23 protein-coding genes are annotated in these 21,759 nt (G+C 56.5%); 16 read left to right on the plus strand and 7 right to left on the minus strand.

Translation table 11 applies throughout. The features are described from left to right. The first annotated feature begins 2 nt into the window (after positions 1-2). The 12 genes from folC (at position 3) to DV711_RS02535 (ending at position 9,850) form a co-directional block, all read left to right on the plus strand. Positions 3-1,280, plus strand: a complete 1,278-nt coding sequence (gene folC, locus DV711_RS02480) for a bifunctional tetrahydrofolate synthase/dihydrofolate synthase (protein ID WP_114694059.1) — start codon at positions 3-5, stop codon at positions 1,278-1,280. A 12-nt stretch (positions 1,281-1,292) separates the two neighbouring features. Next, positions 1,293-1,904 (plus strand): SPOR domain-containing protein, encoded by a 612-nt coding sequence (locus DV711_RS02485; RefSeq protein ID WP_114694060.1) that lies wholly within the window; start codon positions 1,293-1,295, stop codon positions 1,902-1,904. Between the two features lie 192 nt (positions 1,905-2,096). Further along, positions 2,097-2,594: a CvpA family protein gene (locus DV711_RS02490; RefSeq protein ID WP_114694061.1), complete on the plus strand. Its 498-nt coding sequence runs from the start codon at positions 2,097-2,099 to the stop codon at positions 2,592-2,594. 95 nt (positions 2,595-2,689) lie between these two features. Beyond that, positions 2,690-4,204: an amidophosphoribosyltransferase gene (purF, locus tag DV711_RS02495; RefSeq protein WP_114694062.1), complete on the plus strand. Its 1,515-nt coding sequence runs from the start codon at positions 2,690-2,692 to the stop codon at positions 4,202-4,204. A gap of 49 nt (positions 4,205-4,253) precedes the next feature. Beyond that, positions 4,254-5,471 (plus strand): O-succinylhomoserine sulfhydrylase, encoded by a 1,218-nt coding sequence (locus DV711_RS02500; protein ID WP_114694063.1) that lies wholly within the window; start codon positions 4,254-4,256, stop codon positions 5,469-5,471. Positions 5,472-5,601: 130 nt separating this feature from the next. After that, positions 5,602-6,018 carry an oxidoreductase gene (locus DV711_RS02505; protein ID WP_133297384.1) on the plus strand — a complete coding sequence of 139 codons (417 nt, stop codon included), beginning with the start codon at positions 5,602-5,604 and terminating at the stop codon, positions 6,016-6,018. Positions 6,019-6,226: 208 nt separating this feature from the next. Further along, entirely contained in the window at positions 6,227-6,808 is a 582-nt protein-coding gene (locus DV711_RS02510) for a carboxymuconolactone decarboxylase family protein (protein ID WP_114694065.1), read from the plus strand. A 129-nt stretch (positions 6,809-6,937) separates the two neighbouring features. Further along, on the plus strand, positions 6,938-7,696 hold the full coding sequence (locus DV711_RS02515; protein ID WP_165839973.1) for a DUF547 domain-containing protein: 759 nt from the start codon (positions 6,938-6,940) through the stop codon (positions 7,694-7,696). Positions 7,697-7,810: 114 nt separating this feature from the next. Further along, positions 7,811-8,446 (plus strand): RNA polymerase sigma factor, encoded by a 636-nt coding sequence (locus tag DV711_RS02520; protein WP_114694067.1) that lies wholly within the window; start codon positions 7,811-7,813, stop codon positions 8,444-8,446. Continuing rightward, the gene (locus tag DV711_RS02525; protein WP_114694068.1) at positions 8,440-8,664 is read left to right on the plus strand and encodes a zf-HC2 domain-containing protein; all 225 of its coding nucleotides are present in this window, start codon (positions 8,440-8,442) and stop codon (positions 8,662-8,664) included. The genes DV711_RS02520 and DV711_RS02525 overlap by 7 nt, the downstream gene beginning before the upstream one ends. A 183-nt stretch (positions 8,665-8,847) precedes the next feature. Continuing rightward, positions 8,848-9,402 carry a hemerythrin domain-containing protein gene (locus DV711_RS02530; RefSeq protein ID WP_114694069.1) on the plus strand — a complete coding sequence of 185 codons (555 nt, stop codon included), beginning with the start codon at positions 8,848-8,850 and terminating at the stop codon, positions 9,400-9,402. After that, a complete protein-coding gene (locus DV711_RS02535) occupies positions 9,395-9,850 on the plus strand; it encodes a PilZ domain-containing protein (protein ID WP_114694070.1) in 456 nt (151 codons plus the stop codon). The genes DV711_RS02530 and DV711_RS02535 overlap by 8 nt, the downstream gene beginning before the upstream one ends. A 70-nt stretch (positions 9,851-9,920) precedes the next feature. Here the strand turns inward: DV711_RS02535 and DV711_RS02540 are convergent, their stop codons facing one another. Both DV711_RS02540 and DV711_RS02545 read right to left on the minus strand, forming a co-directional pair. Beyond that, entirely contained in the window at positions 9,921-11,117 is a 1,197-nt protein-coding gene (locus tag DV711_RS02540; protein WP_279386504.1) for a DUF484 family protein, read from the minus strand. A 123-nt stretch (positions 11,118-11,240) separates the two neighbouring features. Then, the gene (locus DV711_RS02545; protein WP_114694072.1) at positions 11,241-11,852 is read right to left on the minus strand and encodes a riboflavin synthase subunit alpha; all 612 of its coding nucleotides are present in this window, start codon (positions 11,850-11,852) and stop codon (positions 11,241-11,243) included. A gap of 94 nt (positions 11,853-11,946) precedes the next feature. On the opposite strand from DV711_RS02545, the gene DV711_RS02550 reads away from it, so the two are divergent. Further along, a complete protein-coding gene (locus DV711_RS02550) occupies positions 11,947-12,840 on the plus strand; it encodes a TIGR01777 family oxidoreductase (protein WP_114694073.1) in 894 nt (297 codons plus the stop codon). Between the two features lie 19 nt (positions 12,841-12,859). Here the strand turns inward: DV711_RS02550 and DV711_RS02555 are convergent, their stop codons facing one another. Then, on the minus strand, positions 12,860-14,665 hold the full coding sequence (locus tag DV711_RS02555; RefSeq protein WP_165839974.1) for a BatD family protein: 1,806 nt from the start codon (positions 14,663-14,665) through the stop codon (positions 12,860-12,862). Positions 14,666-14,767: 102 nt separating this feature from the next. Beyond that, positions 14,768-15,478 carry a tRNA (cytosine(32)/uridine(32)-2'-O)-methyltransferase TrmJ gene (trmJ, locus tag DV711_RS02560; RefSeq protein ID WP_114694075.1) on the minus strand — a complete coding sequence of 237 codons (711 nt, stop codon included), beginning with the start codon at positions 15,476-15,478 and terminating at the stop codon, positions 14,768-14,770. Between the two features lie 141 nt (positions 15,479-15,619). Here trmJ and tcdA point away from each other — a divergent pair, with 141 nt between their 5' ends. After that, positions 15,620-16,420: a tRNA cyclic N6-threonylcarbamoyladenosine(37) synthase TcdA gene (gene tcdA / locus DV711_RS02565; protein WP_114694076.1), complete on the plus strand. Its 801-nt coding sequence runs from the start codon at positions 15,620-15,622 to the stop codon at positions 16,418-16,420. A 23-nt stretch (positions 16,421-16,443) separates the two neighbouring features. On the opposite strand, the gene DV711_RS02570 is transcribed toward tcdA, so the two are convergent. The 3 genes from DV711_RS02570 to DV711_RS02580 form a co-directional block, all read right to left on the minus strand. Beyond that, positions 16,444-17,082, minus strand: a complete 639-nt coding sequence (locus DV711_RS02570) for a hypothetical protein (RefSeq protein WP_133297385.1) — start codon at positions 17,080-17,082, stop codon at positions 16,444-16,446. A 112-nt stretch (positions 17,083-17,194) separates the two neighbouring features. Then, positions 17,195-18,874 (minus strand): SufS family cysteine desulfurase, encoded by a 1,680-nt coding sequence (locus DV711_RS02575; RefSeq protein ID WP_114694078.1) that lies wholly within the window; start codon positions 18,872-18,874, stop codon positions 17,195-17,197. A gap of 18 nt (positions 18,875-18,892) precedes the next feature. Continuing rightward, positions 18,893-20,125 (minus strand): EAL and HDOD domain-containing protein, encoded by a 1,233-nt coding sequence (locus tag DV711_RS02580; protein WP_114694079.1) that lies wholly within the window; start codon positions 20,123-20,125, stop codon positions 18,893-18,895. A 175-nt stretch (positions 20,126-20,300) separates the two neighbouring features. On the opposite strand from DV711_RS02580, the gene ylqF reads away from it, so the two are divergent. Further along, on the plus strand, positions 20,301-21,242 hold the full coding sequence (gene ylqF / locus DV711_RS02585; protein ID WP_114694080.1) for a ribosome biogenesis GTPase YlqF: 942 nt from the start codon (positions 20,301-20,303) through the stop codon (positions 21,240-21,242). 42 nt (positions 21,243-21,284) lie between these two features. After that, positions 21,285-21,578 (plus strand): hypothetical protein, encoded by a 294-nt coding sequence (locus DV711_RS02590; protein ID WP_114694081.1) that lies wholly within the window; start codon positions 21,285-21,287, stop codon positions 21,576-21,578. The last annotated feature ends 181 nt before the right edge of the window (positions 21,579-21,759 follow it).

A 21,759-nucleotide genomic window follows, 5' to 3' on the forward strand; every position in this document is an offset into this window, starting at 1 on the left:
CGATGTCAACAAACAGTCAATCCCGGACGCTCGACCAGTGGTTGAGCGTCATTGAAGCGGCTCACCCCGCTGAGATCGAACTGGGCCTTGAGCGCGTTCGCGCTGTTGCCGAAAAGCTGGCGCTTATCGACGGCTGGAATTGCCCGATCGTTACCCTTGCCGGTACCAACGGCAAGGGATCTACCCAGGCCTTTATGCGTAGCATCTGCACCGAGCAGGGCTACCAAGTGGGTTGTTACAGCTCGCCACACTTCCTACGCTACAACGAACGGGTCACCCTCAATGGTGAGCCGGCCGATGATCAGTCCCTGTGCCAAGCCTTTGACGCGATCGATCAAGCCCGAGAATCGTTGGGCTTGAGCCTGAGCTATTTCGAAGTTGGCACGCTGGCTGCGCTCTGGCTGTTTCGTCAATGGCAGCCGGATCTGATTCTGCTCGAAGTTGGCCTGGGCGGGCGGCTCGATGCGGTAAATATCATCGACCCTGATGTCGCGGTGATCACGACTGTGGCGTTGGATCATCAAGATTGGCTGGGTAACGATCGAGAAACGGTCGGTTTTGAGAAAGCCGGTATTCTGCGCCCGGGAATTCCGATGGTCTACGGTGAGGTTTCGATGCCGGACTCGGTTCGTCAGCGAGCCACCGAGCTGGGCTGCACCATCCATCATTGGGGTGAGCAGTTTGGTCCGCGCGATGGTGTCGAAAACTGGAGCTGGTACGGTCTGAACGTAACGGGTGAGCAGCAGGAATATCCTTGTCTTCCCAGCGTTCGTCTACCGTTCGAAAATGCGTCGACCGCGCTTCAGGCATTGGCTTTGCTGCCGTTGAGTTTTTCTCCGTTTGCCATCGTACAGGGACTCAAACAGGCCAGCCTGACCGGGCGACGGCAGCAGTTGGTGGTCGATGGCCGAGAGCTGCTGCTGGATGTGGCTCATAACCCTCACGCAGCGCATTATTTAGCCTCAACCTTACCGCCCATCGATGGTCAAAGTTTTTGTGTGCTGGGAATGTTGGCCGACAAGGATTGTTCGGAAACGATCTCAGAGCTGCTGCCGCTGGTGGATCATTGGCTGTTGGCCGGATTATCGGGGCCGCGTGGTCTTAGCGCCGATGCTTTACAGGAGGCGCTGCCCGAAAAGGCTCGTGCCGATGCGCTTCGGTTTGATACGCCCTGGCAGGCCTGTCAGGCGGCACTCAGGCAGAGCAACCGTGGTGATCGCATTTTGGTGCTGGGCTCGTTTCATACCGTGGCTGATATCTTGGCCCAGTTGCAACCTTAGAAGGAGGGCAAGATGGAGCGTCCAGTGAAAGAACGCCTGCTCGGAGGTCTTCTGCTACTGGCCATTGCGGTCATTTTTCTGCCGATGATTTTTGATGGCGCCGGGCTGAAACATGGCCGGTTGCAGTCGGTGGTCCCCGATGCGCCAGCGCCGATAGAGATCGTCCACTATCAGCCGACCAATCAGCCCAATCCTGATACTTCTGAGTTAGCCCCGCCGCAACCCGCTCCGGTGGAGAAACTACCGGAGCCTCCGAAACCGATAGAGCCGCCTGAGGCTCCGAAAGACCAAGTTGCCGCGACGCCGGATAAAGGCGCTACCAGCGCGGCGGCTAAACCTGTGAAGCCGGTCAGCACCGTCACCAAAGAGAAACCGGTGTTGGACCAGCAGGGTGTGCCGGTAGGCTGGACCCTGCAACTGGCCAGTTTTAAAGAGCGTCCCAATGCGGTTTCGCTGCAGCAGAAGCTGATCCAGCGTGGCTATAAGGCGTATATCCGTCAGAAGGGTCCCTTGAGCAAGGTCTTCGTCGGTCCCGACAACCAGAAGAGCCGGATCGAACAGCTCAAGTTGAAGTTAAAGCAGGAAGTCAAACTAGACGGGTTGGTGCTGCGCTACCGCCCTTAGGGTTTCAGGTCAACGCCGCTTTCGAGTGGTTGGGTGTGGTTGGTGGCTCTGCTAGAATGCGCCCCTTTGTTAAGAAACCGTTGATTTAGTCTCAGCGGGATTCTGGGATTTGGCGAAGTTCATCCCCCAGGCTCTGTTTGAGAGCTGACGAGTTACTGCGTTCCCTAGACCGAGTGAACTGCGAGGAAGCAAATGAATTGGGCCGATCTGGTCATTATCGCGCTGATTACGGTTTCTGCATTGCTGAGCCTGAAACGGGGGTTTGTAAAGGAAGCCCTGTCGTTGCTTACCTGGGTGGCGGCATTTGTGATTGCGCGCTTGTTTACCGACCAGCTCAGCGTATTGTTGGTCGACTATATCCAGACCCCATCGGCAAGGATTGCGGCCGCTTTTGCACTGCTGTTTATCGGCGTGCTCTTTACCGGCGCGCTGATCAACAACCTGATTGGCATGATGATCAAAGCGACCGGGTTGAGCAGTACCGACCGGGTACTGGGAATGGCATTCGGTCTGGCCCGCGGCTGTATTGTGATCGTCGTTGTGGTGGCCCTGTTGGCGATGACGCCGGCTAAACAGGATAGGTGGTGGGCAGAATCAACCCTGATTCCCCACTTCCAGATGATGGAAGACTGGACCCGTCAGGTGGCTTCCGAAGCCTCGAGCCTGATCATGAATCTGGGGCGCGAATAGGCATATAATTAGCCTGTTCCGAATCAGAACGAAGGGCCTTCGTCGGTAAACTGCCACGAAGGCCGGTTATTTTTGCAGTAGATGAGGTGCTCTGCATGTGCGGCATTGTCGGTATCGTTGCTAAAGATCATGTTAATCAGACGTTGTTTGACGCCCTGACCGTGTTACAACATCGTGGCCAGGATGCCGCTGGTATGGTCACCTGTGAAGGAAGCCGTTTTCACTTGAGAAAGGATAACGGCCTGGTCAATTCGGTGTTCCGGCACCGTCATATGCGCAATCTGGTTGGTAATATGGGGATTGCCCATGTGCGTTACCCCACCGCCGGAAGCGCCAGTGCGGCTGAAGCTCAGCCGTTCTATGTGAACTCGCCTTACGGCATTGCGCTGGCCCATAACGGTAACCTGACCAACTCCTCGGAACTGGCGGAAGATATCTTCCGGACCGATCTCCGCCACATCAACACCAATTCCGATTCTGAGGTGCTGCTCAATACCTTCGCGCATGAGCTGCAACGCCTGGGCAAACTGGTCCCAAGCCCGGACGATATCTTCTCGGCGGTTTCCCATGTCCATAGCCGCTGTCGCGGTGGTTATGCGGTCGTGGCGATGATCACCGGTTACGGTATCGTTGCTTTCCGTGATCCGTTGGGTATTCGCCCGGTGGTCTACGGTAAGCGTGAAACCGAGCAGGGCACCGAGTACATGGTGGCTTCCGAGAGCGTTGCGCTTATCTCCTGCGGTTACAAACTGGTTCGTGATCTGGAGCCGGGTGAGGCGATCTATCTCACCCAGGACGGTGAAGTCCATACCCGCCAGTGTGCTGAAAACACCAAGCTGAGCCCCTGTCTGTTCGAGTTTGTTTACCTGGCTCGTCCCGATTCGATCATCGACGGGATCTCGGTTTATAAAGCGCGCATGCGTCAAGGTGAGCTGCTGGCCGAGAAGGCTCTTCGAGAACGCCCCGACCATGATATCGATGTTGTGATTCCGATTCCGGAAACCAGCCGGGTGGCGGCGTTGGAGATGGCGCGTCGTCTTGGCGTTGACTTCCGCGAAGGCTTTATCAAGAACCGTTATATCGGCCGAACCTTCATCATGCCGGGCCAGAAGCAGCGTGAGAAAACCGTACGTCAGAAACTGACCCCGATCGAGCTCGAGTTCCGCGGCAAGAATGTGCTGCTGGTGGATGATTCCATCGTCCGTGGTACCACATCGCGCCAGATCGTCGATATGGCCCGTGAAATGGGGGCCAAGAAGGTCTACTTCGCGTCGGCCGCACCGGCCGTTCGTTATCCGAATGTTTACGGTATCGATATGCCTTCGGCCAAAGAGCTGATCGCCCACGACCGTACTGACGAGGAGGTTGGTGAGCTGATCGGTGCCGATTGGATGCTCTATCAGGACCTGTCGGACCTGATCGAATCGACCCAGTGGGGCAATTCTCCGGTCAAAGAGTTCGACTGTTCGGTCTTCGACGGCAACTATGTCACCGGCGATATCAACAAGAGTTACCTGGATCGACTGGATGCGGCCCGAAATGATGACGCCAAGAGTGGCAATGTTCAGGCCAACAGCAACGATGCCAACAATTTGCTGGAGAAGATGTAATCGCCTGTTGATGCGATGCCGTTTTCCCAAGCACTGAGTGAGTTATAGCATGAGCAGTAAACCGAAGGCGCCAAGCTCCAGACTGGATTCCGATCTGACCGATGCCGAACTGGCCACGTTGGCGATTCGTGCCGGCCACCAGCGGACCCCGGAAGGGGAGCACAGTGAGCCGATCTTCCCGACCTCCAGTTTTGTGTTCCATAGTGCGGCCCAGGCCGCAGCACGGTTTGGTGGTGACGAGGACGGCAACATCTATTCACGCTTCACCAACCCGACCGTACGCCTGTTTGAACAGCGGATCGCGGCGATGGAGGAGGGCGAGCGAGCGGTTGCCACCTCGTCGGGCATGGCAGCTATTCTTAGTCTGGGCATGGGGCTGCTGAGCCAGGGCGACCATATTGTCTGCTCCTACAGCGTGTTCGGCTCCACGGTGTCGCTGTTCACCAAGTACTTCTCCAAAGCTGGCATCCGTACCACCTTTGTCGATCCAAGCGATTTGGACGCCTGGCGTGGAGCGCTGGAGCCCGACACCAAACTGCTGTTTCTAGAGACGCCTTCCAATCCATTGGCGGAGATCGCCGATATCCGTGCGATCTCCGAGATCGCCCATCAGCATGGCGCGCTGCTGGCGGTTGATAACTGCTTCTGCACCCCGGCGCTGCAAAAGCCGCTGTTGCTGGGTGCCGATATCGTGATCCATTCGGCGACCAAGTTCCTCGATGGTCAAGGTCGCTGTATCGGTGGTGTGGTCATCGGTCCCGATGCGTTGATGGAAGAGGTGTTCGGTTTTGTCCGCACCGGTGGAACCTGTCTGAGCCCGTTCAATGCCTGGGTCTTTATCAAGGGCCTTGAAACCCTGGAGCTACGTCTGAAGGCGCAGAGCGCCCAGGCAATGGAGCTGGCCCAGTGGCTGCAGCAGCAGCCTCAGATCGAACGGGTTCACTACAGCGGTCTGGATACCCATCCGCAGCACCAGTTGGCAGCTCAGCAACAGTCGGCCTTTGGTGCGGTGTTGGCCTTTGAGGTTAAAGGTGGACAAGAGCAGGCCTGGTCCGTCATTGATGGCACCCGGATGATCTCGATTACCGGCAATCTGGGGGACACCAAGACCACTATCACCCATCCGGCCACCACCACCCATGGCCGCCTGAGTGACGATGAGCGGGCCCAGGCTGGCATCAAGGACAACCTGATCCGGGTTTCGGTCGGGTTGGAAGCCCTGGACGATATCCGCTCCGATCTGCAGCGGGGCTTGGCAGCGCTCTAATCCGTAAGCCAGCTTTCAACAGGCGTGGAACGTTGCCGGCGGTAATTCAGTAGCGGTTGGCCGATGCTTGGTTCGTTACCAAGATTGGGGTAAGGTTTGGTGAAATGTACATCAAATCATAGGTATGCCGATGCAGAATTCAGCGACTCTGAGCGAAGTATTCGAAGGTCTTACGGCACTGTCCAACGGCGCGTTTCCCAAGCAGTGCGGGAGCTGTGGTAAAAGCTATGCCGATCTGGAGCAGTTGGTAGCCGAAACCAGCACCAGTGAGGATGGCAGCGGCCTGAAGCAGGTGGGTAGCTTCTCACCCCAGGTCGAGGTGGAGCGAATCTGTAGCTGTGGTCAGCTGTTGACAGAAACCTTCGGAGATCGGCGCTCAAGTGGCGAGGTTGGTGCCCAGCGGCGAGCACTGTTTGATCGTCTGCTGAGTTTGCTGATCGAAGGGGGGATGCCGACGACGATGGCCAAGAAAGAGCTGATCAAGGTGATGAAGGGGCAGCCCAGTGAGTTGCTCAACCGCGATCAGTTGGCGCGTTTCTTTTCTTAAAGACTCGGGCATTTCCTAGTTAATAAAGCACGCTTCGGCGTGCTTTTTTGTTTATAGCTTGCCGATCAATAAAGTAAATTAGAACAGACTGAAACAATCCCACTCTTGTTGCGTCTATCGCCGACTCATTTGCACTAATGGTCGTAATAACGGCATTGGTGCATCACTTCAGCTGCAATCAAGACCCTAGCAATTCAGGACATCAAGGATGCATGTACAAGACAAACCCTTAAATCGTTATCCGATCTGGCTGAAACCGTTCTTTTGGAGCCAGCAGCGACGCTATGGTGAGGTGCTGAAACCCGGCCTGCTATGGGCGAGAGTCCCGAAGTTGTTCGCGGCTGTTGCGGCGCTCTACGGTGTGCTGGATCGGAAAAGCTCACCGCTCAGTCCGGCGCTACGGTCGTTGATTACCGTGCGGGTTTCGCAGATCAATCACTGCGCCTTCTGTGTCGATATCAATGCCGCTACCTTGATCAAACGGGCCGGCACCGAAGCGAAGGCCCAGGCCCTGTCAGATTGGCAGAACAGCGATCTGTTTGATGAGTTGGAGCGGGCCGTATTGGCCTATACCGATGCGATGACCTACAGCGACCAGCAGGTAGACGGTGAATTGGTCGGGCGGCTGAGAGTCTATTTTGACGAGGATCAGTTGGTTGAATTAACCGGTTTAATCGCGTTTCAGAATCTATCCAGTAAGTTCAACAGTGCATTGGATGTGGCTCCGCAAGGATTTTGCTCGGTGCCGGTTGATTACGAGGTTTCGGTGCCGTCGGAGCACAAATCCTGATCTCAACCGACCTCCTAACGAATCTTGTTGGCGGTGCCCGTGCGTCCTGTGTAGAACCTTGTTGATCTGGTCGGCGTAACAAAGCTGGTTTCGGTGCATCAATGGCTGAAGTTACAACCGGAGGACACCGTGAAACGACTCTTTCTGATATCTGCAACACTGGCGGGGCTGCTGTTTTTAGGCCAGATTCGGCCTGCGTTGGCGGAAGAGCCCGACTGGCATCTTTACCAACAGCTGTTGGATCAACATTTAAGCCACCAGAGCGAGCAAGGGATCGATCTGACCTGGCTCGACTACCCGGCGGTTAAAGCAGATCCTCGCTTTGCTCAGTTAGTCCAGCAGTTGGCCGAGTTCGATCCGGAGCGGCTGGAAGGCCGCCAAGAACAACTGGCGTTCTACATCAATGCTTACAATATTCTCGCCATCAACGTTGTGGTGCAGAACTGGCCGTTGCAAAGCATCAAAGACGCCAGCCCCTGGTACAAGTCGGTATGGAAGATCGACGCAGGTCAGTTGGGTGGAGAGAGAGTCAGCCTGGATCATGTTGAGCATCAGGTATTGCGACCATTGGGTGAGCCCAGGATCCATTTCGCTATTGTTTGCGCCTCCCTGAGCTGTCCGGACCTGCGATCCGAACCCTACAGTGCCGAACGGTTGGAGCACCAGCTCGACGATCAACTGCAGCAGTTTTTGGCCAACCCGACCAAAGGCCTGGTCAGAAACGAACAGGGACTCAAAGTATCGAAGATCTTTGACTGGTTTGAAGAGGATTTCGGCGGCGAAGCGGCATTGACGGCTTGGTTGGCCGAGCGGTTGGAGGCAGAGGAGCAGCCGATCAACGGCTATCTGGAATACAACTGGTCGCTGAACGGCACGACCGAACCCTGATCTCGGTGGCGGAGGATTGAGCCTCTGCCAATCAAAGACAGGCGGTGCTAACTGGACGGGGCTTACTCTGGATTGTTACAGTTCGTTCACCATTAACTGCGTGAATTCAAATGGATGAGCGATAACAACAGTCCCAAGCCCTACCAGCTGCTTGAAGCCGAGTTGCTGCCGAAGCTTCGACAAGGTGACAAGCAGAGTCTAAATCGTCTGGTCGAAGCCTATTACGGTCCGATGCGGGCGTTGGCCCGATCTATTGTGGGTGACTCGATCGCCGACGAAGTGGTCCAGGAGGCCTGGTTTTCGGTCTACAAGGCATTACCGAAATTTGAAGGCCGCTCCAGCCTGAAGACCTGGATCCTGCGGATCACCGCCAACGAGGCTAAAACCCGACTGCGGCGTGAGTCTCGGCAGGTATCGCTCGAAGCGATCAGCGGCGGTGAAACCGATCTGCTGCCAGGGCGCTTCCAGGATGATGGGCATTGGGCCGTACCGCCCAGTTCCTGGCACGACGAGAGTCCCGATGCGCTGCTGACCAATCAGGAGATGGGTGACTGTATCGAGTGGACCTTGGGAAGGCTGCCCGAGAACCAACAGGCTGTCTTTAAGCTAAAAGAGCTCGAAGATCACAGCTTCGATGAGATCTGTAATATTCTCGAAATCAGTGCATCTAATGCACGAGTTTTACTACACCGGGCGCGAGTTAGCCTGTACGGTAAAATTGAACACTTCCAGGAGAGCGGCGAATGCTGAAGTGCAAGGACATTGTCGATCAGGCCAGTGACTACCGTGAACGCGAAATGTCTTTCGGTCAGCGCCTACAGTATCGAATGCACCTGCTGCTCTGTCATCACTGCCGCACCTTTTCTCGACAGTTCAACGCCAGCGTCGCGATGCTAAAGCGTCTGCGCAAGCGCGAAGATCATCAAGAGCAGATCGAAGAGACCAAGCGCAAATTGGAAAATTTGTAGCGCCTCTGTTTTTGTTATAAAACAGCACAACTCTTAATTGCCGTTACTAGCAATCGTTAATCAATTTCTGTGTCAGTACCGACACGGCCGCCAGTTGTTCTCCGGTCTTTACCGGGGCATCTGCGAGCGGACTGTCCGCTCAAGCTTAGCTGTACCCGTTCCAGGCGTGATAAAGGATTCGTGATGAAAGAGATCATGACAGGGTTGTATCAGGATCATCAACATATCGGCAGATTGTTGACCATATTGCAGAACAAGCTGGCGACGTTGGAGCTTGGCTCAAGGCCCAATTTTCAGCTGATGTCCGACGTGCTTGACTACCTTGAAGACTATGGCGATGGCTATCACCACCCTCGAGAAGATCTGCTGTTCGGTTATATCCGCCACCATCATCATGAGTGTGAGTCTCTGGTCAATCAGGCGGATAATGAGCATCAGGAGTTGGCGCGTTTAACCCGAGCGCTGCGGGAGTCGGTGGATCAGGTGCTGCTGGATGCGCCTTTTTCGTTACAGGATTTCTGCAAGCGCCTGGCCCGTTATATAGATACCCAGCGGCGCCATCTGAGTTTCGAAGAGCAGCGACTGTTTCCTTTGATTGAGCAATATATGACGATGGATAACTGGCAGGATTTCAGCGAAAAAGCACCTTATCGGCATGATCCGCTGGAGGCGGAAAACCGCAGTCAGAACTATCAGCAACTGGCCAATGCGCTGATCGAAGACCTCGCTGATGGTTGAGCAGTTCCCCGAGGGTTCCGATCAACGCCGCTCGTTCCGTTACCCGGTGGCTTTGCAGGCGCTGGTCATCAATGAGCAGCAGGATCAGAGCCCGGCCTTGGTGACCAATATCTCCCGAGACGGCTTGAGGCTGGAGGGAGACCGGCTGTTGGTCGAGCAGGTATTTCCCAATTATCGACAGCATCGGGGCCTGAGGCAGCAGCAGCTAGAGCTGCATATGGCACTGAATGAAGGCCAGGCGCTCAGCACCGACAATGCTATCAGGCTGGTCTGCACCAGTGTGTACGTTCTGCGTTTGACGAAGAAGCGCTACCAGATCGGTGTCTGTTTTCGCCATATCGACGAGGATTACCGGTCCAAATTGGAGCAGTTGATTGCCCAGCTGGAGGCGGTCCATACCCTGGAAGAAATTCGGCAGAGTCGACACCCGTCGTCGGAAAATAGCTAAACAGCGCCGGTAATTAACGGCTGAACAGACGGGGTGAGTGGGCAAAGGCAGTTGGCACCGTCACGGCCTGTCAGCTGGGTAATGAAGCCACCTGACTATCGCCGGGCTCGGCCGCTTGCGCGGGGCTTTGGGGCATCAGTTCTTGTTGCTCAGGCTCGGGTCGTATCGGGCAGTAGCAGACCTGGTCACGCCCCTGGGCTTTGGATTGGTACACCCCTTTGTCCGCCGAGGCGACCAACAGCTCGGCCAGATCATTCAAATTCTGAGGGTCCAAGTCATGTTCGGAGCAGGTGGAGGCGCCGATCGACAGGGTGATCCCGAACTGTTTCCCATTATCCGCGACAAAGGCCTGAGCGCTGATGGCCCGGCGGATATTTTCAGCTATCTGCATCGCCTGGGCAGCTTCACACCCCGGTAGCAGCACGGCAAACTCTTCGCCACCGTAGCGGGCAATGAAGTCGGTCTTTCGCAGCTGATCCTTGATGGTTTGGGCACTGCCGCGCAGCACTCTGTCACCGGTAGGGTGACCATAGCCATCATTGATTTTTTTGAAGAAATCCAGGTCGATAAACAGGCAGCTCAGCGGGTGCCGGCTTCGACAGGCCCGTGACATCTCCCGGGCAAGTTCATGGTTGAACGAGCGTCGGTTATGCACCTTGGTCAGCATGTCGATCATGCTTAGCCGCCGCAAGGTTTCCTGGCTGATACAGTTTTCGATACAGACCGCTATGACCGAGGCGAGATGGTTGATGTAATCGGTGGCTACATTGGGGTTATAGCGACTGGGGTCGACACTGCCCAGATGCAGACTGCCGATAATGACATTCTGGCGGACCAACGGCAGCAGGGCTGCACTACCGATTCGACTTCCAGGCCCGAAGCTGGCTTCGGTTAATTGATCACTGTGGCAACCGAGACGCGGCAAAACCGGTTCGTCATAGAGTTCCCGCAACTCGCGGTAGTCTTCGGTAAAGGCCAAACAGTTGTCGCCACGGGGCGGGTTGTAGTCGGGGATCAGATCGCGGGCGGCGTGTTCGGGGTCGAACAGCAGCAGCCGGACATCGTCGAGACGGAAATACTCGCGCAGTGTGATCAACAGCATGTCGAGCAGATCCGCGAGCGAATTACACGACAGCAGACGAAGCTCAATTTCTTGAAACGTATGCAGAATATCGCGGTTACGCTCGGCTTTGCTGATCATGACATGCAAAGTGCGTTTGAGGCTGCGATTTTCGGTTTCGAGTGGATTCATGGCCGACTTCGTCAAACGTTCAGTTGGACCATAACACTCTGATATCTATCTGCCTAGCCGGGAGATAGATATCCGAATTACGACGCTGATACAGATCATCTTATGATCAAACAGTCGTATGAAACGAGGTTGTTAAATTCAACCTTGTTGGCTTGCCAGTACCCGTTCAACCGTATCAACGATCGCCTGGGTTTGGGGATCCACTTCGATGTTGACCATTTCGCCCTGCTGGCGAACTCCCAGGTTGGTACGTGCCAGTGTTTCTGGAATCAGATTGACGCAGAAGCGATTCTGGTCAACTTCACCGATCGTCAAGCTGATGCCATCAATTCCGATATAGCCTTTGGTGAACAGGTACTTGCTCAAGTGGGCCGGTAGTTCGAACCAAACCTGGCGGTTATTGGGGCTGTCGATAATCTGGCTGATGACGGCGGTGCAGATGATGTGGCCCGACATCGAGTGACCGCCGATCTCATCCCCGAAGCGGGCCGCGCGCTCTACATTGACCCGGTCGCCGACGGAGACTGATCCCAGGTTGGTGAGATTCAGCGTGGCCTGCATCAGATCGAAACTGACCTGTTCGCCATCAATCCGTGTGACCGTCAGGCAGCAGCCGTTATGGGCTACCGAGGCGCCTATACTGAGGCCGTCACGCATGACTGAGTCCAGCACCAGCGTGTGAGTTTGAAAGTCCTGTCGCTTGTCGATAGCGACGACTTCGGCGGTGCCGTGGACGATTCCGGTGAACACGTTGTTCGCTCCTTATCTAATCGATTGCTATGCTGAGATGCAGCGGCTTATTGTATCGAAACCATCGCCGCAAGCCAGATACGGTAACAAAATCATGAATGTGTTAATCACAGGCGCGTCTGGGTTTATCGGCTCGGCCCTGATTCGTCATCTGTTGGACACCGACCGCACGGTGATCGGTTTGAGTCGTAAACCCGAACCGCTGGCGCGACGGTTTGGTAACCGCATCAAAACCGTTGATGACCTGGCCAAGATCGATGCCGATACGTCGATCGATGCGATCGTCAACTTGGCGGGAGAACCGATTCTGGACCGGCGCTGGAGCGAAAAGCGCAAGCAGGTGCTGTATAACAGCCGGTTGGACACCACCGCAGCGGTGATCAAGTTGATTCAGCGACTCAATACAAAACCCACCGTGTTGGTCAGCGGCTCGGCGATCGGTTATTACGGGTCACAGCCGGATGATCGGATGTTGGATGAGAACAGCGAAGGCCGAAACGGGTTTACTCATAAGCTCTGTGCCGACTGGGAGAGCCGGGCGTTGGAGGTACAGCGTCTGGGAGTGCGCGTCTGTTTGCTGCGTACCGGGGTGGTGTTAGGCCATGGCGGGGCGCTGAAACGGATGCTGCCGCCGTTCAAGATGGCGCTTGGTGGGCCGATCGGCAGTGGCCGGCAGTGGTTTTCATGGATACAGCTCGACGACATGGTGTCGTTGATCGATTTTCTGCTCCAGCACCAGGTGCTCAGCGGCGCTTTTAATGCCACTGCGCCGGAACCGGTGACCAATGCCGAGTTCAGCAAGCAGCTGGGAAGGGTGCTGGGACGGCCGGCTATCTTACCGATGCCGGCTTTCGTGATGCGCTTGGCCCTGGGGGAGGGCGCCGAATTGCTGTGTGAGGGCCAGCGGGTGGTACCGGTGCGCTTACAGCAGGCCGGCTTTGAGTTCCGCTATCCGAAGCTGGACAAGGCGCTGGCCGCCAGTTTATAGCTTGGGGATGCGGGTTTAATCAGTCGTCGATGGTGAAGTGAATCGACCCTGGCCGTCTAGGCTGAGTATCCGTCGGTTGCGATGCCTTGGGCTCGGGCGCTGAAGGTTCTGCCGTGGGATACGATGGTCTTGAGCTCGACAGCCGTCGACGTAAGCGCTCCAGTCGCTGCAGCAGCAGCTCACCGTCCCAATACTCATGGGGGTTGGCCGCATGATATTCGAGGTTTCGTAACAGATAACCCAAGGTTGGGTCCTTGGCCTGCTGTTCCAGCTCCAGCAGGGTGCGAATCGGTTGCGCAGGCCACTGCTTCTCGGCCCAGTCGAACAGCTGTTGATGGGTCAGTTCCGGATCATTGGCCCGGCAGGCCTGGGCCAGTTGTTCAAACGGGTCTTCGGCTCTGAGCGGTGATCGTGGTTCTGTCTGAGCTGCAGTCGCGACTGAGGATCGGTGCTGCTCCGGCGGCGTGGCAGGGGCAGTGCTAGCCTGCTCTAACGAGGCCATTTTTATTTCCAGTTGTTTGCGTTTTTGCCAGCTCAACGTCCAGCCCAAAGCACAGATCAGGGCGATCGCCGCCCAGGCCCAGGCTTGCCAGAGAGAAGGCTGGGCCTGCTCGTCGGTAGCGGATGGGGCGGGGCTGTCGGGAATCACGTCCGAGCTCGGCGTTGCAGTTTGATTGGATTGTTGACTCGGTGGGGCGGCCATAAACGGCTGGACTTCTATTGTTCTGCCCGGTACTTCAGCCAGTTCCATCGCCTCACGCACGCTGTCCCACCAGGGCAGTTGTGCGCTGGGTAGCTGGAACTGGCCCGCTCGGGTCAGCAGCAGCTTGTAGTCGATGATTTTGCGACTGACCAGCACGCCGTTGATCAGACGCTGCTCAAGTTGGGGTGGTTGCGGATAAAGGGTGATTCCATCGATCTCGGCCAGTTGTGGATTCGGTAGCCAAGCCGCCGGGATTCCGTGTCCGACCAGTTCCAGGGTTCGCACCAGGGTATCACCAGCCCGAAGATAGGCTTGTTGTTGTGGCCAGTGTTGTTGCAGTTGGACTTCGGAGGCCACCAATGTGGGAGTTTGGGCCAGATCCTCGGGCCAGGGATGGATTCGGAAGGCTACCGGTTGCGAGCGTACTTCCAATACCTGTCCATCGGTCCGATTGGCCTTAAGGGTCAGCTCTTCCAGCAGATAGTCCCCCGGCTGATCACCCTGCAGTAGATAGTGCTGTTCGATCACCTGATAGCGTCGATTATCCAGCTGCTCGCTGTAAGCACGTTGACCTCCAAGCGGGGCAATCTTAATCCCATCGAGGCTTGGCTGGGTCATCTCGGCATGTTGCAACGGTAGGTTGTAGTAGAGTTGCAACCGTAATTTCAGCGGTTGGCCGGGATAGACTTCGGACTGCTCCAGTTCGCTGATCAGGCGTATCCGCTCTGACAGTCGTTGTGGCTTGGGTGTTACCTGCAGCAACAGCGGTTGGGTCTGTTCACCCTTAACTGAAATTGGCGGAATCTGCAGATCACCAGCCTGACGAGGTTGCAGTTGCAGTTTCCAGCGCGAGATATAGTGGGTTCGGCCATTATGCCGTTCGGTCAGATAGCTGGAGCGGCTAGAAAGCAGGTCGAACTGTTGCCGCAGTGCGGTCAGATCAGGACTACCGGGTACCGAGCGCAGCTGGACCACCTCAAGCTGCAACTCAAAGGGCTGGCCCTCGATGACTTCTTGGGTCGGGGGGTGCCAACTTACCTGCGCCTGAGCTGGGCTGATCCCCAGTAGCACCAGGGGAAGCAGTAGGACCGATACCAGCGGCAGTTGGATAAGTTGAGCCAAGCGTAGCTTCACAAAGGTGCTCTGACAGCAGATAAATGGATGGTGGCGGTAGTTTAAAACAGTTTAACAACCTTACCGCAGCCCGTAACTTAATGGTTGAGGTTAGGTTTTGTCGCGACCGATAGCGCTCAGGATCCCGCGAAGCATATTCAACTCCATCGTCTCCGGGCGGGTACGATTGAACAACCGTCGAAGCTTGGTCATCGTCTTGCCTGGGTGTTGTGGAATCAGAAAACCGACCTGCTCCAGGGTTTGCTCCAAGTGCTGATAGAAGTTTTCCATCTGCTGCTGGGTTGGGTACTCGAGCGTCTCTGGTTCATTCTCATTGCTAAGCTGAGTCTTCCAGATTTCGTAACAGATCACCTGAATCGCAGAGCTGACATTGAGTACCGGGCTATCGGGATTAGATGGGATGGCGACGTGGAAGTGGCACTGCATCAGTTCATCGTTATGCAGCCCCATCCGCTCACGGCCGAACACGATCGCCACCGGCCCCTGCGCCGACTCGGCAACGGCTTTGGTCGCACATTGTTCGGCATCAAGCATTGGCCAGGGGAAACTGCGGCTACGGGCGCTGGCGCCGATCACCAGCGGGCAGTCGGCAATGGCTTCGCTCAGGCTGCTGACGATCCGGGCGTTGTCGAGCAGGTCGGTGGCCGAGGCAGCACGGGAGCTGGCTTCCGGATCTGGGAACAGCCGGGGTTCGACCAGCACCAGCTCGGATAAGCCCATGTTTTTCATCGCCCGGGCGGCAGCGCCGATGTTTCCCGGGTGGAAGGTGTTGATCATGACGATTCGAATATTGCTGAGCATGGAGCGGCTTTATCTGTGGCAATGGCAGGGAGGCCGATTATACGGGGCTATCCATTGGCTTAACAGCTGACCTTTGAGCCCTGACGGCGCTACAATAGCGTCCTTTTCCAGTGAGCACAGTTAAGAGGTCGATCGATTCATATGGATCAGCGTTTTGGCGGTACCCGCCGCTTATATGGAACCGATGGTGTTGAGGCGCTGGCGAAGGCGCATGTCTGCGTTATCGGTATCGGTGGTGTCGGTTCCTGGGTTGTCGAAGCCCTGGCTCGCAGTGCCGTCGGTGAGCTGACCTTGATCGATCTGGATGATCTCTGCGTGACCAACACCAATCGCCAGATTCATGCCCTTAGCCAAACCATCGGCCAATCCAAAGTGGCGGTGATGGCCGAGCGGGTGGAGCAGATCAATCCGGACTGCCGCTGCCATCAGGTCGAAGAGTTTATCGATGAGCAGAACGCCTGGGAGCTGCTGGACCAGCGCTTCGACTATGTTATCGATGCGATCGACGATGTGCGTGCCAAAGCGGCGATCATCGCCTGTTGTCGGCGCCGTAAAATTCCAGTGATCACCATAGGTGGGGCCGGTGGCCAGGTCGATCCGACCCGTATCGATGTGGCGGATCTTAGCCGTACCGAGCAGGATCCGCTGGCGGCCAAGGTACGTTCGCACCTGCGACGGTTCTACAATTTCAGCACCAATCCGAAGCGCCGCTTCGATGTGCCCTGCGTCTATTCATCCGAGCAGCTTCGTTATCCGCAGCCCGATGGTTCGGTCTGTGGCCAGAAGCGCACCACCGAGGAGGGAGAGGGGATGCGGCTGGACTGCAACACTGGTTTTGGTGCCAGCACCTGTGTCACTGCAACCTTCGGTTTTGTGGCCGTTGCCCGGGTGATCGATAAGCTGATCGAGCGGGCCACCCGGCAGGCGGCTGCGTCGAGCTGAGCCTTAGTGGGTCCTCTCGGCACTTATAGCCGTCGCTGCCACTGTCCATCCTCTTGGAGGCAGAATAGGTAGCTGCCGTTTGAGGATTTGCCATGGCTGTCGAAGATGGTGATGGCGGTCTGACGACAGCGCTCACCGCCATTCATCTTTGAGGTCGAGGGAACGACGACGCCGGAGTGCTTGCTGTTATGGTTGGTCCAGGAGCTGGGTTGGCCATTGTTATTCTCATTAAGCGCCCGTTGGACCGTGCGCTGAAGTAGCTGCCAGTCATTCTCGTCAAAGCTACCGGCCGGGGTGTAGCTGATGTCCCAACGCTCGACGTTACGACAGTAATCAAACTGGTAGCGCTCGTCTTTACCCATCGGTTGGGTCAAACGGATCCGGACCGCGCGGCATTGCTGCTGGTTACTCTGATAGGTGATCAGCGGCTGGATCCGAACCTTCAGGTCGCTATAGGCCGACTGCCAGTGCCTGATCTCAAAATCCTGGGCCTGTTCCAGGGTAGTCTGCATCTCGGCTATGAGAGAGTCGGCATCCTGAGGATCAAGATCCTTCAGGACGGAGTTGGACAAAAACAGCAGATTGCTGGCCTGGGCAACCGTGGCGGTGGCGGTTAAGGCCACGAGGCTGAACATCAGCGCGTAGTGTTTCATTTTAGACATGGCATGACCTGTTTGTGATCCATACGAACGGGTATTACGCGACTATGGAGCCGATCGAGCGCAGATAGTTCCCAGTAAGCCTAGACGGATGGATCTCAGTCTGCTGTTTGAGTTATCGATACCGTGCAGCGATTGCTACGATCTCATCGATGATGGCCTGTAGACCATTGCTTCGCGATGGGCTCAGATGCTTCTCTAACTGAAGCTGGGCAATGCTTTGCTGTAGCGTCTGCGGGTTGATTTCGGTGGTCGGGCATTGTTCAAGCTTCTCCATTAGAAGCATTCCTAAGCCTTTGATAATTCTTGCGTCGCTATCGATGTTGAAATGGAGTGTACCTGTCTTGGTATCGTAGTGGTGCTGCAGCCATACCCGGCTGCTGCAACCGTGAAGCAGGTTTTGAGGCTGCCGCAGTTCTGGGTCTTCGGCGCGTTGCTGGGCCGCTTTCATCAGCAACGCATAGCGTGCTTTCCAATGGGATTTGGATAGCAGTGCGTCCAGTAGCGGCTGGGTATCCGGAAGGGGGCTGGCTGCCGTCGGGCGTTGTGGCGATGTGGAGTCACAATCATCGGATGAGGTTTCGGGGGCCAGCAGGTTGAGCAGGCTCTGCACCAGGCGGTCGATATCCTGCTTGGTGGTGTAAAGTCCGAACGAGGCTCGGGCGCTGCCGTCGAGCCCCAGCCGCTGGTGCAGCGGCATGGCACAATGGTGGCCGGTTCTGATGGCAATATCCTGCTGATCGAGCAGGGCGCCCAGATCGAAGTTGTGCAGTCCTTCGATTACGAAGGGTATCAGCCCGATCCGTTGGCCAGGGTTGCAGAGGATTTGCAGCCCCGGCACGAGTTTCAACTGCTGTTCGGCGTAGTTCAGCAACTGCTGTTCGTGACGCAGGCGTTGGCGGCGGTCGAAGCTTTCCAGGTAGTCGATCGCCGTAGCCAGCCCGATGGCACCGGCGATATTGGGGGTGCCGGCTTCAAAGCGGAAGGGCGGTGGCTGAAAACTGCTGGCCTCGAAACTCACTCGCTCGATCATCTCGCCGCCGCCTTGCCAAGGTGGCATCACACTCAGCAATGCCTGCTTGCCGTAGAGCACGCCGATACCGGTGGGGCCGTAGAGCTTATGGCCGGAGAACAGGTAGAAGTCGCAATCCAGCGCCTGCACGTCGATGGGGAAATGGCTGACCGCCTGAGCTCCGTCGATCAACACCTTGGCGCCGACTCGATGGGCCTGTTCGATCATGGTTTCGATCGGATTGACGGATCCCAGGGCGTTGGATACCTGGGTCAGGGCCAACAAGCGGGTACGCGGGTTGAGTAGCGCCTCGAAGGCTTCCAGATCCAGGTCGCCGTCATCCCGGATGGGAATGACCCGCAGTTTCGCACCGCTGCGCTGGGCCAGCAGCTGCCAGGGTACGATGTTGGCGTGATGCTCCAGTTCGCTGATCAGGATCTCGTCACCTGCAGCGATCGCCAGCTGACCGAAGCTGTGGGCCACCAGGTTGATCCCTTCGGTGGTGCCGCGGGTCCAGATGATTTCGCTGCTATGGGCGGCATTGATAAAGCGTTGAACCCTCTCGCGAGCCTGCTCGAACGCTTCGGTGGCCTGTCGGCTGAGGCGGTGGGCGGCGCGATGGACGTTGGCGTTATCCTGCTGGTAGTAACGGCTCAGAGCATCGATCACCGCCTGTGGCTTCTGGGTGGTGGCGGCACTGTCGAGATAGCAGAGATCGGAGTCGGTCAGTAGAGGGAAATCGGCCCGAATCCGGGCCGAATCGATTACACGAGAGTTGGACATCGTTCTTGTCGGTCGGGGTTAGGCGTTATCTTCCGACATCGACTGCATCACTTCCTGAGCCCAGCTCAGGCTGTGACGGTAGGCCCCTTCATAGACCGCATCGTTGATATCGAAGTCGGAGAGGCGATCCCATTCGCCACGTTCGTAAGCGAAGGCGGCCTTGAGTACCTCGCCCTGGGTGCCTTTGCGCTTGCCGATTGCGGCCTTGAGCTCTTCGTTCAGGGGGATCTGCTTGAGCACTTCGTCCATGCGCATATCCATCAGCGCGTCGATCTCGCTCATGATACCGACCAGGAAGAAGTTGCTGGTGTCCGGGTAACCCTTGGACTCGGCCAGCAGCTCGCACATCCGCGCTCTGACCAGCAGTCCGCGCGACAGTTCGGTCGGCTTGTCCTTGTTGCTGCTCATCGCGATCAGGGTGGCCCATTTCTTCACCTGATCCAGCCCCAGCATCACGATCGCCTGATTGAGCGAATCGATCTTGCGGGTCAGTGCGTAAGCGGCGGAGTTGACGATGCGCAACAGTTTGAATGTCAGCACCGAGTCTTTAATGATCAGGTGTTCGAGCTTATCGGCGGTGGTGTTGGGGTTTTGTACCTCCTGTACCACCTGCATCAGGGCCAGCGAGTTGGCCGTTACGCTCTTTTTGCCCTTGACCACCTGGGGTTTGCTCAGGAAGTGGCCCTGGAACAATTTGAAACCCATGTCGACGCATTCGTAGAGGTGGTCGAGCTTGTCGATCCGTTTGGCCAGCAGGGTAACCTTGTAGGGCTCCAGTGCTTCGAGTTGCTGTTTAACTTCGTCCTCATCCAACTGGGAAACATCGATCTTGACGATATTGACCAGTTTGAGCAGCAGCGCGTACTTGGGGTCGAAGATAAAATCGTCGATCGAAACCTTGAAGCCGTCTTTGCGTAACTTCTGCACCGCCAGCAACAGCGGCTTGTCGATCTCAATGTCGCCGGGGAGCTCGGCCACCACCTGCTTGCACAGTAGTGTGGGCAGGGTTTGGTTCAGCAGCATCTCACGGGTCAGCTTGATAAAGGCGGGTACCCGTTTCGTGGCCCCTTCGTCGCTGATGCTGGTGAAGTTCAGCAGCATCTGGCTGGACGCCTGGTCGCCCTCGAGAAAATCACCGTCGCTGTCGTTATCGCTGCGGTAAAGCAGCTCGTAAGCGATAACTTTGAGTTGACGGTCAAAGATCGGCTGGCGCGCCATCAGCGTCTGGCTATTCGAGGAAGTCTGGTCCATTCAGTAAGTCCAAGCGGATGTTTTCAGGGCATTCTAGCCCAATGCAAGGTGATAGCCTATCGGCTTCAAAGGCTGAATCAAGCTTACGTTGATCCGGAACAAGGATCGGACAGGTGCTATCGCGCTGGGCTATAATGCGCGGCCAGAATTTGAGCACGGACAGAGTGGTTTAATAATGTCGATTCAGTGGTTTCCCGGTCACATGCATAAGGCGCGAAAAGAGATCGCCAAAGTGATCGATCAGATCGATGTGGTGATCGAGGTTCTTGATGCCCGTCTGCCCCAATCGAGCGAAAACCCGCTGGTGGAACAGCTTCGAGGTCGCAAGCCGGTTATCAAGGTGCTCAACAAGAGCGATCTGGCCGATGCTGGACGAACCCGCAAATGGGTCAAATACCTGAGCGAAGATACCGTCCAGGCGATGCCGTTGCGGATGGGACAGAAGCAGGAACTGCAACAGCTGGTGGAACGCTGTAAGGCAGCGGCCCCGGCGCGAGTCGCGGCCGATCGTCCGGTTCGGGTGATGATCATGGGGATTCCCAACGTGGGCAAATCGACCCTGATCAATGCGTTGATGGGTCGTAAGTTGGCCAAGGTCGGCAATGAGCCGGCCGTGACCAAGACCCAGCAGCGATTTGTCGCCCATAACGGTCTGGCGATATTCGATACGCCGGGTATCCTGTGGCCTAAGATCGAAGATGAAGATTCATCCTATCGCCTGGCGGCCAGTGGTGCGATTCGCGACACCGTGGTGGAGTATGAGGATATTGCCCTCTACAGCCTGGACTTTCTACGCCGTGATTATCCGCAGCTGCTAAAAGAGCGATTCAAACTCACCGAGTTGCCTGCCAGCGCCGATGAACTGCTGGATATGGTCGGGCGTAAACGCGGCTGCCTGAAGAGCGGTGGCGTAGTCGATCGTACCAAGGCCGGCGAGATTCTGATCGGTGATCTGCGCTCAGGATTAATCGGCCGGCTCAGTTTTGAAACCGTTGGTGAGTGGGTGGAGAAGAAACGCCTGGCCGAGCTGGAGCGGCAGCGTTTGCTGGAGCAAGAGCAGCTTGAGCAGCAGGATTCATCGCACCAGTCACCGCGTAACGACCCGCCACGGGGGTGATCCCGTCGTGCCCGGTCCTCAGTCAGTCAATCGGAGATATCTATGACTCGCCAGAAAAAATCCCGTCGTGAGGCGGGTCGCATTCCTGTTCCTGAGAGCGCTGAACAGGATCAGCGTCAGCGCCGGGTGGCGCAGAACAAACTCAAGGCGCGCCAGCGTAGCCAGTTTGACCAGCTTCAGGATGAGCAGCGGAGCAAGCGCGGCAAGGGTGCGGATGGCCAGCCGGTTAAGCGTAAGACAAGACTCAAGCAAGACCCTGCGGCGGTCGCGCAGCGTTCACAGGAGTTGATGGATCAAACCGAGCCCGGCGATCGCTCCGACTCTGACCAGAGCTAGTCCAGCGGTCGAGTTTTCCTGCCTGAGGTTGCGATTAGCGTGCTTGCGGATCGCAGCCTCTGACTTCCCCTCTACGGTCCCTCGTTTACCCTCTTAAGCTTCGCAACAATTTAAAAAATATCACTTTTCTACAGCAGCTTAGCCATGCTCTGCGGCACTCTCGACTATTCTATTAGGGTTG

Source organism: Motiliproteus coralliicola (assembly GCF_003345655.1).
Taxonomy (GTDB): domain Bacteria; phylum Pseudomonadota; class Gammaproteobacteria; order Pseudomonadales; family Balneatricaceae; genus Motiliproteus; species Motiliproteus coralliicola.